This is a genomic window from Phenylobacterium terrae (assembly GCF_042681205.1).
Taxonomy (GTDB): Bacteria; Pseudomonadota; Alphaproteobacteria; order Caulobacterales; family Caulobacteraceae; genus Phenylobacterium; species Phenylobacterium terrae.
On the sequence record NZ_JBHUEY010000001.1, the window covers coordinates 1,133,343 to 1,145,958 of the forward strand.

The 12,616-nt window shown below is 71.2% G+C and carries 13 protein-coding genes; 4 read left to right on the top strand and 9 right to left on the bottom strand.

Annotated features, from left to right (window positions below):
• Positions 1-12 precede the first annotated feature (12 nt).
• From ACFSC0_RS05690 to ACFSC0_RS05715, 6 genes are all read right to left on the bottom strand, one after another.
• Complete coding sequence (locus ACFSC0_RS05690; RefSeq protein WP_377282596.1) at positions 13-1,461, bottom strand: MFS transporter; 1,449 nt, start codon at positions 1,459-1,461, stop codon at positions 13-15.
• A 136-nt stretch (positions 1,462-1,597) separates the two neighbouring features.
• Positions 1,598-2,713, bottom strand: coding sequence for a pyridoxal-phosphate-dependent aminotransferase family protein (locus ACFSC0_RS05695; RefSeq protein WP_377282595.1), 1,116 nt, complete (start codon positions 2,711-2,713; stop codon positions 1,598-1,600).
• 336 nt (positions 2,714-3,049) lie between these two features.
• A complete protein-coding gene (locus tag ACFSC0_RS05700) occupies positions 3,050-3,817 on the bottom strand; it encodes a tyrosine-protein phosphatase (RefSeq protein WP_377282594.1) in 768 nt (255 codons plus the stop codon).
• Positions 3,818-3,863: 46 nt separating this feature from the next.
• A complete protein-coding gene (locus ACFSC0_RS05705) occupies positions 3,864-4,508 on the bottom strand; it encodes a Vgb family protein (protein WP_377282593.1) in 645 nt (214 codons plus the stop codon).
• A 9-nt stretch (positions 4,509-4,517) separates the two neighbouring features.
• Positions 4,518-5,738, bottom strand: coding sequence for a helix-turn-helix domain-containing protein (locus ACFSC0_RS05710; RefSeq protein ID WP_377282592.1), 1,221 nt, complete (start codon positions 5,736-5,738; stop codon positions 4,518-4,520).
• Between the two features lie 18 nt (positions 5,739-5,756).
• Positions 5,757-6,155, bottom strand: coding sequence for a YciI family protein (locus ACFSC0_RS05715; protein ID WP_377282591.1), 399 nt, complete (start codon positions 6,153-6,155; stop codon positions 5,757-5,759).
• Between the two features lie 217 nt (positions 6,156-6,372).
• On the opposite strand from ACFSC0_RS05715, the gene ACFSC0_RS05720 reads away from it, so the two are divergent.
• Complete coding sequence (locus ACFSC0_RS05720; protein ID WP_377282590.1) at positions 6,373-6,882, top strand: pepsin/retropepsin-like aspartic protease family protein; 510 nt, start codon at positions 6,373-6,375, stop codon at positions 6,880-6,882.
• 65 nt (positions 6,883-6,947) lie between these two features.
• Here the strand turns inward: ACFSC0_RS05720 and ACFSC0_RS05725 are convergent, their stop codons facing one another.
• Together ACFSC0_RS05725 and ACFSC0_RS05730 are read right to left on the bottom strand one after the other, a co-directional pair.
• Positions 6,948-7,460 carry a hypothetical protein gene (locus ACFSC0_RS05725; protein ID WP_377282589.1) on the bottom strand — a complete coding sequence of 171 codons (513 nt, stop codon included), beginning with the start codon at positions 7,458-7,460 and terminating at the stop codon, positions 6,948-6,950.
• A gap of 92 nt (positions 7,461-7,552) precedes the next feature.
• On the bottom strand, positions 7,553-9,001 hold the full coding sequence (locus ACFSC0_RS05730; protein WP_377282588.1) for an AMP nucleosidase: 1,449 nt from the start codon (positions 8,999-9,001) through the stop codon (positions 7,553-7,555).
• Between the two features lie 124 nt (positions 9,002-9,125).
• Between ACFSC0_RS05730 and htpX the strand changes: the two genes are divergently transcribed.
• Positions 9,126-10,076 (top strand): zinc metalloprotease HtpX, encoded by a 951-nt coding sequence (htpX, locus tag ACFSC0_RS05735; protein ID WP_377282587.1) that lies wholly within the window; start codon positions 9,126-9,128, stop codon positions 10,074-10,076.
• A gap of 85 nt (positions 10,077-10,161) precedes the next feature.
• On the opposite strand, the gene ACFSC0_RS05740 is transcribed toward htpX, so the two are convergent.
• Positions 10,162-11,205 carry a ribonucleotide-diphosphate reductase subunit beta gene (locus ACFSC0_RS05740; RefSeq protein ID WP_377282586.1) on the bottom strand — a complete coding sequence of 348 codons (1,044 nt, stop codon included), beginning with the start codon at positions 11,203-11,205 and terminating at the stop codon, positions 10,162-10,164.
• Positions 11,206-11,335: 130 nt separating this feature from the next.
• Here ACFSC0_RS05740 and ACFSC0_RS05745 point away from each other — a divergent pair, with 130 nt between their 5' ends.
• Together ACFSC0_RS05745 and maiA are read left to right on the top strand one after the other, a co-directional pair.
• Complete coding sequence (locus tag ACFSC0_RS05745) at positions 11,336-11,974, top strand: glutathione S-transferase family protein (protein WP_377282585.1); 639 nt, start codon at positions 11,336-11,338, stop codon at positions 11,972-11,974.
• Positions 11,971-12,609, top strand: coding sequence for a maleylacetoacetate isomerase (maiA, locus tag ACFSC0_RS05750; RefSeq protein WP_377282584.1), 639 nt, complete (start codon positions 11,971-11,973; stop codon positions 12,607-12,609). Before ACFSC0_RS05745 ends, maiA begins: the two co-directional genes overlap by 4 nt.
• Positions 12,610-12,616: the final 7 nt, after the last annotated feature.

A 12,616-nucleotide genomic window follows, 5' to 3' on the forward strand; every position in this document is an offset into this window, starting at 1 on the left:
CCGGCGGAAGGCTCAGCGGCGCCTGTCGCCCCCTTTGACGAACAGCAGCCCGACGAAACCGGCCGCCAGCAGCAGGATGATGGTCGCGAACCCGCCCTGCTGGGTTCCGAAGATGCGGGTGCCCTGGTTGACCAGGAACGAGCCCAGCCAGATCGTCGCCGTGCCCGAGAGGGCGTAGACGCCGAAGAAGGCGCCCGTCTGCTCCGGCGGGGTGAGCCGCGTCAGCAAGGTGCGGCTGGAGGCGTAGTGGGCGGTGATGAACACCGCGTTGGAAAAGCCGATCAGGATGAAGATCAGCTCGGGCAGGGTGCGGAACACCGGCCCGTCCCAGAGCGGGGCGTGGGCCGCCGGATCGTAGCTCCAGAAGTAGAGGATCCTGTCGGGCGCCATGCCGATGAAGGCGATGACGCCCAGCACCGACATGCCGATCTCCACCAGCACCGCGCGTCGTGGGCCGAGCCCGGCGTCCAGCCAGCGCCCGACGAAGCCGCCCAGCACCGCCAGCACGGTCAGCACCAGGCCGAAGACCAGCATCTCCAGCGGGCCCCAGCCCATCACGCCGGCGGCATAGATGCCGGCGTAGATCAGGATGGCGGTCATGCCGTCGACGTAGAACATCCGCGCCAGCAGGAAGACCGCCGCGTCCTTGTGCGCCTTCACCGTGGCGACCATGCGCCAGAGGTCCCGGGCGCCGTCGGCGAGCGCCCGCAGGAAGGGGACGCCTGTGCGCGGCGCATCCGGCGTGAACAGGAAGATCGGCAGGGCGCCGAGGGCGAAGATGGCCGCGGCCATCGGGGCGACGATCCGCTCCGGCTCGTGGGCCGCCGGATCGAGCCCGAACAGCGGGGCGGAGGGCACGAAGCCCCAGTCCACCTTGCCGGGCAGGGCGAAGGCCCAGGCCGTGAAGCCCAGGGCCAGGAGGGCGAAGGCGTTGCCGAGCGCCAGCGCCAGGCCCGAGGCCTTGTGCGCGCCCGACATCCCGGCCGCCCGGACCAGCAGCGAGTTGTGCAACACCTCGGTGTAGGCGAACAGCAGGCCGATGACGGTGGTCAGGGCCATCACCGCGGTGACCGACAGGCCGCCCGGCGTCGCCCACCACAGGGCCCAGATCATCGGGATCATCAGCAGGACGATCGGCGCCAGCAGCGGCTTCCTGCGCCCGATCCGGTCCACCGCCGCGCCGAGCAGCGGCGCCGTCGCCATCACCGCCCAGCCGGAGTACTGGCTCCAGCGCGAAACGATCTCCTGCCCCCGCACCGGGTCGCCCACCAGCGTGGACGCCACGTAGGGCATGAAGATGTAGATGGTGATCAGGATGACGTAGGGGTTGCGGGCGCCCTCGAACAGCGCCCAGGCCACCGCCCCGCGGCTCAGCGGCGCATCGCCCCCCAGCTCGGCGGCGGCTGGCGGGTCGACCACCGCGGCAGGGCCGTGGGCGTCCACGGCCGTGGATTCGGTCACGCTCTCGCCTCCCCCTTCGGCCGCTCTGGCGGCGGCCTGCCTGGGGATAGTGGGGTCAGCAAGCGGACCTGTCGAGCCGGCGGAGAGCGCCCTCCGCCGGGACAAGCCCGGCGATGACGAAGGAGGGGATGGACGACTACGCCAGCTTGGCGTCGGCGGCCTTCAGCACCTCGGCGCCATTCACCTTGAACCCCTGCGCGGCCAGCGCCTCGCAGAGCGCGGTCAGGCACAGGCGCACGTGCCACGGCGTGGCCGAGGCGCCCATCAGGCCGATCCGCCAGACCTTGCCCTTGAGCGGGCCCAGGCCTGCGCCGATCTCGAGGTCCCAGGCCTTCAGCACGTGGGTGCGCACCGCCGCCTCGTCGATCCCGTCCGGGACCAGCACCGCGTTGAGCTGCGGCAACCGGTGCTCCGCATCGACGAGCAGCTTCAGGCCCGCCGCCTCCAGGCCGGCCGCCAGCGCCTCGTGCATCCGCGCGTGGCGGACGTAGGCGGCCTGCTGGCCCTCCTCGAAGAGGAGCACGAGCGACTCGTGCAGGCCGTAGAGGGCGTTGATCGGGGCGGTGTGGTGGTAGGTCCGGCCGCCCTCGCCGCCCCAGTAGCTCATCAAGAGGCCGAAATCGCAGAGCCAGTTGCGCGGCTTCTCCTTGCGCGCGGCGATCGCCGCCTGCGCCCGCTTCGACAGGGCGAAGGGCGACAGGCCCGGAGGCGCCGAGAGGCACTTCTGGGTCCCGGAGTAGATCGCATCCGCGTCCCAGGCGGCGGCGTCCACCGGGATGCCGCCCAGCGAGGTCACCGTGTCCACGATCGAGAGGGCGCCGTACTGGCGGGCGAGCTTGCAGAGCGCGGCGGCGTCGCTGCGCGCGCCGGTCGAGGTCTCCGCATGGACGAAGGCCAGCACCTTGGTCGGCGCCGCCTTCAGCGCCTCCTCGACCTTGGCGGGATCGACGGGCTTGCCCCACTCATCCTCGACGGTCACCACCTCGGCCCCGGCCCGGCCGGCCATGTCGGCCATGCGGCCGCCGAAGGCGCCGTTGACGGCGATCACCGCCCGGTCGCCCGGCTCCAAGAGGTTCATGATCGCCGCCTCCATGCCCGCGGTGCCCGGCGCGGGCAGCGGGATGCAGGCGTGGTCGGGGGCGCCCATCAGCCGCTGCAGGGCCGCCTTGATGTCCTCCATCAGCGCCTGGAACTCGGGGTCCAGGTGTCCGATGGTCGGCCGCGACAGGGCGGCCAGAACCCGCGGGCTCACGTCGGATGGCCCGGGTCCCATGAGGATCCGGCGTGGCGGCTGAAAACTCTGCATCACCCCTCCTGCGGCGCCTGGGAGCGCCGGCGCGTCACGTTTGCGTGCGTCACGGCGGGGTGATTAGTGGAAAAGCCCGGCCCAGCGCAAATTAATCCACAGGATCTCTTCGGAGGGTCCGTCCCTGATAGGCGCCCGTCGCGGTGAGGCCCGCGGCGGGCGCCGCTCGTTGGCGGATCAGGCCACCTGGGGTGACAGGTAGGGCTTGCGCCCAACCAGTCACCGACGCCATCCGGTGACTGGTTGCGCCGGGACGGCGCTACCTGTCACCCCGCTCCGGACTCAGCCCAGCACCTTGGCCGCGATCTTCTCGCGCAGGCCCGCGTCCACCCCCAGCACCTGGGTGAGATAGCCGTCGATCGAGCCGCACTCCTCGGCCATGCGGTCGAAGGCGATGTGCAGGTATTCGGGCGCGACCGACACGCCGACCCGCAGGGCCTCGTCGGCCGGCCGGCGGCCGAGGTTCTGCTCGAGGAAGTCGCCGAGCGAGGCCATCCGGCGGGTGATCCGGCTCTCCTCGTTGGTCAGCAGGTAGTCGGCGACAATGTCGTCCTCGTGCACCCCGCAGATGTGGTGGGTCAGGGCGCAGATCATGCCGGTGCGGTCCTTGCCCGCCGCGCAGTGGACCAGCACCGCCCCCTCGGCTTCCGCGAGCGCGTGGAACCAGCGGGAGAACAGCTCCACGTGCCGGCCCTCGAAGGGCGTCAGCCGATAGAAGTGGCGGCAGTCGTTGCGGAACCACTCGGCGTCCAGCTCGCCGGCCCGGGCGTTCTCGACCCACCCGTCGTGGTCGTCGAGGTCCGAGGCGATAACCTGGCGGGCGAAGGTCTCGTGCCGACAGGGTTCGCGCCGCCGCTCGGACGGCCGGCGCAGGTCGACAACCACCTCGATGCCGAGTTCGGTGAGCCGGGCCAGGTCCGCCTCGCTCGCCGCCGCATGGTGCGCCGAGCGGAACAGCCGCTGGCGCCTGACGCCCCGCCCGCAGCGTGTGGCGTAGCCGCCGAAGTCGCGGAAGTTCTCGATGCCGTCGAAGTCGATGTGCCGGTCCATGGCACGATCTAAGCCGAGTCCCGGCGGAACGAAAGGGGATCGAACCCTAGCCTGCCGTGGCGCGTCCGGGCCGGCGCACGGCCCTCAGAACGCCACTGCCCCCGCCGCCGCAGAAGAACCGCTCGCCGTCCGCCTCCAGCCCGGAGACGCCCGTCCCTGGCGGCATCTCGACCCGCTCCAGCACCTCGCCGCTGGCGGGATCGATGCGCCGCAGGTCGCTCTCCTCGCCTTCCCAGGTCGCGTGCCAGAGCTCGCCGTCGATCCAGGTGACCCCGGTGACCATGCGCTTGGATTCGATGGTGCGCAGGATCTCGCCGGTCTCGGGGTCCACCTGGTGGATCTTGCGGTCGCGGTACACCCCGACCCAGAGCGTCCCCTCGGCCCAGGCCATGCCGGAGTCGCCCCCGCCGCCGGGCGCCGGGATGGAGCCCAGGACCTCCCCGCTCTGCGGGTCGATCTTCTGGATGCGGTCCTCGGCGATCTGGAACAGGCGCCGGCCGTCGAAGGCGGTCCCTGCGTGGGCCGCGACCGCCAGGGTGCGGACCACCTCGCCGCTGGCGGGATCGAGGGCGTTCAGCCTGTCGCCGGAGGCGAACCAGACGTGCCGCCCGTCGTGGGTGACCCCGTGCACCTGCTCGGCGCCCGGGAAGGGTCCGTATTCGCGGAGGATGTCTGCGGATGAGGTCTTCATGGCCCTGTCCTAGCCGGCCGGCAGAGGGGCCGGGAGTAACAAGCTTGTCGGGAAACCCGGCAGGGGCGGCGCCATCCAGCGGCGCGCCGGTCCGCGGCCGAACGCCTGGGCCTTGCCGGCTGCGGAGAGCGCGTCCAGCGCCCGCTGCACGGTGCGTTGGCTGGCGCCCAGGGCCAGGGCCAGCGCCGAGCTCGACCAAGCCTCGCCGTCGGCGAGCAGGGCGAGGACCGCCGCATGCTCATCGTCAACCGGCGGCGCCAGCACGACGATCCGGCGCCTGGCCGGCGCCGCGAGCGCGAAGCCGTGCTCCGTCGCGTGGACCTCCACGAGGTCCCGAAGCTCGGCGCGCAGCCGCCCGACCTCGACCCGAAGGCGGGCGCGGTGCGACTCGTCGGCCTCCTTGGCCCGGAACGCCCGGGCGACGAGCGCGCCTCGCGAGACGTCGCCGGGCCAGGCCTCGCCAAGCGCCCGGGCCAGGGCGAACAGCACCGGACGGGTGGCGAGCGAGACCACCGTGCGCCCCGCGCGCACCACGTGGCGGCAGGCGTCGACGACGATGACGTCCGAGGCCAGCAGGCCCTCGACCTCGTCCAGCAGCAGGGGGCGCGCCTGGCCCTGGGCGATCAGGCGCGCGGCCGGCGTACTCAAGACCGACGCCGCGGCCGCGACCTCCGCCGCGAGCGCGGGAATCCCGGCCTGCCGCGCCGCGCCGTCGGCGCGGGCGAGCGCCTGGCGCGCCGCCTGGGTCCGCAGGCGCCGGATGGCGATCCCGGCGACCACCAGCTCGTGCGCCGCCCGCCAGGCCGGCGGCAAGGGCGTTGGGTCGAGCTCGGCCAGCGCCCGCTCGGCCGCGTCCAGCCGCCCGATCAGCACCAGCCGGCGGATCTCCAGGTGCCGCGCGTGGGCGCCGTTCAGCCGCTCGCCATGCTGCTCCAGGACCGTCCGCGCCACCTCCAGGGCCTTGTCGGGCCAGCCCAGGTCGCGGGAGACGAGCGCGATCTCCGCCTCGGCCACGACGCACCGGGCGCGGGCCACCGGCTCCTTGGGCCCGAACCCGCGGGCCGCCCGCCTCAGCAGCGCCTTGGCGCGATCCAGGTCGCCGAGCTGGGCCATGGCGATGCCGCGCAACGCCAGCGCCGGCGCATCGTCACGCAGCGCGACGCGGTTCAGGGCGCCGAACGGATCGCCGGCCGCGAGCGCCCGGGCGGCGGCGGTGATCAGGGAGTCCATCGGATCGCGCCCGGGGCGCTAGACCGTCTCCGCCGACGGAGCCTCGGCGCCGGCCAGCGGCGCCCCGGGGATATAGAGCAGGATGGGGCGGATTTCGTAGACCGCAGTGGGGTTGGCCCAGCGCAGGTCGCGGGCGATGGCGACCGCCTCGTCGCGGCTCTGCGCGTCCACCACGTAGAGGCCCAGGAGCTGCTCCTTGGTCTCCGCGAACGGGCCGTCCAGGACGACGCCCTTGCCGGGGCCGCGCAGGGTGACCGCGTCGGCCGTGGCGCCCAGCCGCGCCGCGGGGCCCAGCTTGCCCTCGGCGACGAGCCGGTCGTTGACCTTCAGGAGGTCGGTCATCAGGGCCTCGTCCTCGTCCGGGCTCCAGGACTGGACGATGTCCTCCTCGTGGTAGGCCAGGATGGCGTAGTGCATGGGAGCGTCCTCGGTTGCGACAGGGAGGGCGCACATAGAAGCCGAACGCCGTTCCGCACTCAACGCCCGTTCCCCACGCCCGTCATCGCCGGGCTCGTCCCGGCGACCCCCGCCCGTTGCGGCAGGGCCAGCCTCATCAGGATGGGTGGCCGGCCGGCCATGACCCGGCCTGCGGCCGGTCCTTGAGTTGCCGGGGCCCGCAGGCAAACTGGCCGCCATGAGATCCAAGCCCCACTGGCCGCTGGTCGCGGCGCTTCTTACCGCGTCAGCCCTCGCGGCGTGCGAACGCCAGGAGCAGCCTGCGCCGCCCCCGCCCGCCGCCGAGGCGCCCGCCCCCGAAGGCCCCTGGCGCCTCGAAGCCTCCGCCACCGCCGGCTCGGCGCTGGTGTTCGCCGACGCCGACGGCGTCGAACGGCTGCGGCTGATCTGCCGGCGCGGCCCCGCCGAGTTCGTGGTGCAGGCCGCGGACGTCCAACCCATCGGCAGCGAGGAGCGGTTCACCCTCGGCTTCGGCGATCAGCTCTTCACCCTGGTGGCGGACGTGAGCTCCGGCCTGCCGTTCGTCGAGGCAAAGGCGCCGCTCACCCCTGAACTGATTGGAAGGCTACGTGGCGGTCAGCCCATCGCCGCCAACTACGGCGCCACCAACCTCGGCCCACATCCGGCGCCGGAGGGCGAAGTCGGCGAGGCCTTCGCGCGCGCCTGCGAGCAGGCGCTGACGTCGTAACGCGGGCAAGCGGACACTGAAGGCCCGAGGAGGGTGGGAAGGGGACCGGGGGACCCACCTTGCTGCTAGTGGTTCGTCGCTCCGCGAACGTCATCCCCGCGCTGCGGATGAGGGAACGCATCTCGCAATCGTTCGCCGACGTGAGCGAGGTCGAGCTCATCAAACTCAACCTTGATATCGAAGCTGGATTGGCGACCTAGCTGCTTCGTTGCTCGCTCATAGATCTCGTTTCCCACGTACTTCAGGAACGCGCGTTCAGCATCATTGAGGGTGCGAGAGCAGAGCGCTGGCCGAAACGCCTGTGGGAAGAGCGCCGCAGCCGCAGCAGGATCTCCGGTTTCCAACAGAACCCTCGCGAGGAGCAGCTTCACCGGCAATCTGTCGAGGAAGAGCTCTGGTGGGCCTGTTAGAAGCCTGAGAAGACGCCGCCTGGCCGCGAGAAAATCGTTCCTGATCGTCTCGTCTACGGCGGCCGAGTACGCCCACGGCAGCCGAAACACCCACGGGAGCAAGAGAAGCGCGCGGCAGAACCTCGCCCAGACGCCCAACTTCGCGCTCGAGACGTTTTCCCCCGACATCAGCGGGCAGACTACGTCAGTCGAGAGCTCGGGTCTGCAACGGGTCGAACGCGGACGACCGCGATTGGGCAGCAAGCGGACCTCGGCGAGCCCTACCTGAACGGCGGCTCGTCGAAGCTGCGCAGCTTGCGGGAGTGGAGGCGGTGGCCCTCCTCGCGCAGCAGGTCCATGGCGGCCAGGCCGATCTGCAGGTGCTGGCCGATGGCCCGCTCGTAGAAGGCGTTGGCCTGGCCGGGCAGCTTGATCTCGCCGTGCAGCGGCTTGTCGGAGACGCACAGCAGCGTCCCGTACGGCACCCGGAAGCGGTAGCCCTGGGCCGCGATGGTGGCGCTCTCCATGTCGATGGCCACCGCCCGGGACTGGTTGAAGCGCAGGGCCGAGAGGGAGAAGCGGAGCTCCCAGTTGCGGTCGTCGGTGGTCACCACCGTGCCGGTGCGCAGGCGGCGCTTGAGCACATCCCCCGCCTCGCCTGTGACGATCTCGGCCGCCCGGTTGAGCGCCTGCTGCACCTCGGCGATGGGCGGGATTGGGATCTCCGGCGGCAGCACCGGGTCCAGCACGTGGTCGTCGCGCAGGTAGGCGTGGGCCAGCACGTAGTCGCCGATGGTCTGCGAGCCGCGCAGGCCTCCGCAGTGGCCGATCATCAGCCAGGCCTGGGGCCGCAGCACCGCCAGGTGGTCGGTCACCGTCTTGGCGTTGGAGGGGCCGACGCCGATGTTGATCAGGGAAACCCCGCGCCCGCCCTCGGCCATCAGGTGGTAGCCGGGCATCTGGTGCTTGCGCCACGGCGCCTCGGCGACAACGTGCTCGGCGTTCGCGGTCTCCTTGGTCACCACCACCCGCCCGGCGGCCGACAGCGCCGTATAGGGCCCGTCCTCGGCCAGCTTGCCGATGGCCCAGCGGACGAACTCGTCCACGTAGCGGTGGTAGTTGGTGAACAGCACGTACTGCTGCACGTGCTCGGCCGGCGTGCCCATGTAGTGGGCCAGGCGCGCCAACGAGAAGTCGGTGCGCAGGGCGTCGAACAGGGCGAGCGGCCGGTCCTCGTGCTCGCCCCGGTTCCAGTAGCCGTCGGCGATCTCGTCGCCGATGAAGGCCAGCTCGGTGGTCGGGAAGTGGCGGGCGATGGCCGCCGCGCCGATGTCGGCCAGGGCCAGGTCCGAGCCGTCCAGCACGTAGGGGAAGGGGATCTCCTGGGCCGAGCGGCCGACGTCCAGCTCGACGTCGAAGTCCTGCATCAGCAGGGTGAGCTGTTCGCACAAATAGTCGCGGTAGAGGTCAGGCCGGGTGACCGTGACCGCATAGCGGCCCGGGGCCGAGATCCGGGCGTAGGCCCGCGACAGGCGCGGGTGCTCGCGCCCCGGCGGCCAGGTCAGCCTGAGCTCCGGGTAGACGAAGGGGCCCTTGCGGCGCAGTTCGGGATCGGGCGGATCGCCCGCCAGCAGGAAGGCCTTGAGGGCGGCGCGGAGGGCCTCGACGGAGGCGGCGTATTCGTCGGTGAGGCGCCCCACGATCTCGCGGGCGCGGTCTTCGAGAGTCATCGGTTCATATAGCCTGTGCCGGCGGGCCGAGGCGAGCGCGGCCGTCTTGGGCGCGGGCCCGTCGGTCCCCATATTACGGGCGGGGCGATCGGCGCCCCTTATCGGGTGAACGCAAAACAGGAAGATGAAGAACCACCTTCGGACGTTCGTGCTGCTGGCGGCCCTGACCGCCATCTTCGTCGGCGCGGGCTACATGATCGGCGGCGCCACGGGCATGGCCATCGCCTTCGTTCTGGCCGCGGGCATGAACCTCGTCAGCTACTGGAACGCCGACAAGATCGTGCTGCGGATGTACCGCGCCCAGCCGGTGGACGAGAGCCACCCCGAGCCGCTGATCCGGACCTACGTCCGCGACGTGCACGAGCTGGCCGACCGCGCCGGCCTTCCGCGGCCGCTGGTGACGGTGATCGAGAACCCGCAGCCCAACGCCTTCGCCACCGGCCGCGACCCGGCCCACGCCGCCGTGGCCGCGACCACCGGCCTGCTCTCGATGCTCGACCGGCGCGAGATCCGCGGCGTCATGGCCCACGAGCTGGCCCACGTGAAGAACCGCGACACCCTGACCATGACGGTGACGGCGACCATCGCCGGGGCCATCTCGGCGCTCGCCAACTTCGCCTTCTTCTTCGGCGGACGGGACGGGGAGGGCCGGCCCACCGGCCTGATCGGGACCATCGTGGTGGCGCTGCTGGCGCCCATGGCCGCTGCGCTCGTCCAGTTCGCCATCAGCCGCGGCCGCGAGTACGAGGCCGACCGCGCCGGGGCCGAGATCAGCGGCGATCCCGAGGCGCTCGCCTCGGCCCTCCAGAAGATCGACGCCTACGCCCGCGGCGGCTACTTCAACGCCGACGCCGAGCGCAATCCGGCCACGGCCCACATGTTCATCATCAACCCGCTGGCCGGCCGCGGCGCCGACAACCTCTTCTCGACCCACCCGGCGACCCACAACCGCGTGGCGGCGCTGATGCGGCTGACGGGCGTCGCCGCGCCCAAGGCGGCGGCGCGGGTCGCGGCCGGCCGCAGCGGCACGGCCGTGCCCCTTACGCGCAGCGGTCCACGGCTGCCCTGGAGCTGAGTGACAGGTAGCGCCTGCGGCGCAACCGGTCACCGACAGCCCCCGGTGACGGGTTGGGCGGAGCCCTACCTGTCACCCAGCGCGCCTACTCCGCCGGCAGCACGTTCTCGCTGCGCTTGGCCAGCAGCTTGTCGAACTCGCTCCAGACGCCGGTCTCGCCGTGCCATTGGCCGCGGGTGGCGGCCTTGGAGTATTCGGTCGAGCGGGCCTCGAAGAAGTTGGCGTGCTCGACGCCCGAGAGCATCGACTGCAGCCAGGGCAGCGGGTTCTCCTTCACCCCGTAGACCTCCGGCAGGGCCAGCTGGCGCAGGCGCCAGTCGGCGATGAATCGGATGTAGCTCTTGATGTCGTCGGGGGTCATGCCCTGGACGTCGCCGGCCTCGAAGGCCAGGTCGATGAACTTGTCCTCCAGGCTCACCACCGTCTTGCAGCAGTCGACGATGTCGTCGGCCACCGCCTTGGTGACCACCTTGGTCTCGGCGTTGAAGGCGTGGAACAGCTTGATGATGCCTTCGCAGTGCAGGCTCTCGTCGCGCACGGACCAGGAGACGATCTGGCCCATCCCCTTCATCTTGTTGTGGCGGGGGAAGTTCATCAGCATCGCGAAGGATGCGAACAGCTGCAGCCCTTCGGTGAAGCCGCCGAACATGGCCAGGGTGCGGGCGATGTCGGCGTCCGAATCGACGCCGAAGGTCTGCATGTAGTCGTGCTTGTCGCGCAGCGCCTGGTAGTCGAGGAAGGCCGTGAACTCGCTGTCCGGCATGCCGATGGTCTCGAGCAGCAGGGCGTAGGCGGCGATGTGGATCGTCTCCATGTTGGAGAACGCCGCCAGCATCATCTTCACCTCGGTGGGTTTGAAGACTCTGGCGTACCGCTCCATGTAGTTGTCGTTCACCTCGACGTCCGACTGGGTGAAGAATCGGAAGATCTGGGTGAGCAGGTTGCGCTCGCGGTCGTTCAGCTTGGCCGCCCAGTCCTTGCAGTCCTCGCCCAGCGGCACCTCTTCGGGCATCCAGTGGACCTGCTGCTGCTTCTTCCAGAACTCGTAGGCCCACGGATAGCGGAAGGGCTTGTAGGCGTAGGAGGGGGTGAGCAGGCCCGGCAGGGCGCGGACGTTCTGATCGGACACAGGCGGACTTCCCGTTCGGCAGACGTTGGGAGACGATCTCGGGAGTGAGGTTAACCACCACATGTGGACAACATCTAGCGCGAAGTTGTCACAGACGCCCAACATGTTGTGAACAGATTGGGGAGAAGTCATGGCCGACCGGATGCAGCTCTACAGCGCCAGGGGCTCGGGCGGGGTGGCCGTCGAGGCCGCCCTGAAGCTGATCGGAGCCCCCTTCGACCTCACCGACGCCTACACCTTCAATCCGGCGACGCCGCAGAGCGGCGACAAGGTGCTGGCCGCCAACCCGATGCGGCAGGTGCCGGCGCTGGTGCTGCCCTCCGGCGAGGTGCTGACCGAGAGCGCGGCGATCCTGGTCTGGCTGGCCGAGGCCTATCCGGAGGCGAGGCTCGCGCCTGCGCCCGGCGATCCGGCCCGCGGCCAGTTCCTGCGCTGGATGAGCTTCGTCTCCTCGGCGATCTATTCCCTCTACTGGGTGAAGGACGATCCTGCGCGCCTGGTCCCCGACCCGGCCGGCCACGAGGCGCTGGTGGAGCGGACCCTGGAGCGCATCGCCTGGTGCTGGGGCGTGATGGACGGCCAGGTCAGCCCCGGCCGCTACATCCTCGGCGACGACCTCACCGTCCTCGACCTCTATGTGAACGTCGTCTCCCGCTTCCGCCCGCGCCGGACGCGCTTCTACGAAGTCGCGCCGAAGATGGCCGAAACGGTCAAGCGCGTGGACGCCGACCCTCGCCTGGCGCCCCTCTGGGCGGAGCGGATGGGGTGAGGCTCTACACCTACCAGCGCAACTCCGCGGGCGAGCGGGTGCGGATCGCCCTCAATCTGAAGGGGATCGCCTACGACTACGTCTCGGTCCCCGGTCTGCCGCCCGGCGCGTACGAGAGGATCAATCCGCAGGGCCTGATGCCGGCGCTGGAGGTGGACGGGCGGATCATCGCCCAGTCGGCCGCCATCCTGGCCTTTCTGGAGGAGGGCTGGCCCACGCCGCCGCTGCTGCCGGCCGACCCGGTCACCCGCGCCCAGGCCCGCGCCTTCGCCGCCCACATCGCCGCCGAGATGCACGCCCTGACGGTGAACCGGGTGCGGAAGTACCTGGCCGGCGACCTCGGCCTGGGCGAGGCCGGCGCCGCCCGCTGGACCGTCCACTGGCTCGGCCGCGGCTTTGCGGCCCTGGAGGCGGCGCTGGCCGCGCGACCCGAGCCCTGGCCCTTCTGCTTCGGCGATGCGCCCGGCTGGGCCGACCTGCACCTGATCCCGCAGTTGCGCAACGGCCGCCGCCTCGGCTGCGACCTGGCGGCCTATCCGCGGCTGCTGGAGATCGAGGCCCGCTGCGTCGACCTGGAGCCCTTTCGCCTCGCCCGCCCCGAGCACCAGCCGGATTACAATGGCGAGCCGAGCTAGCGCCCCC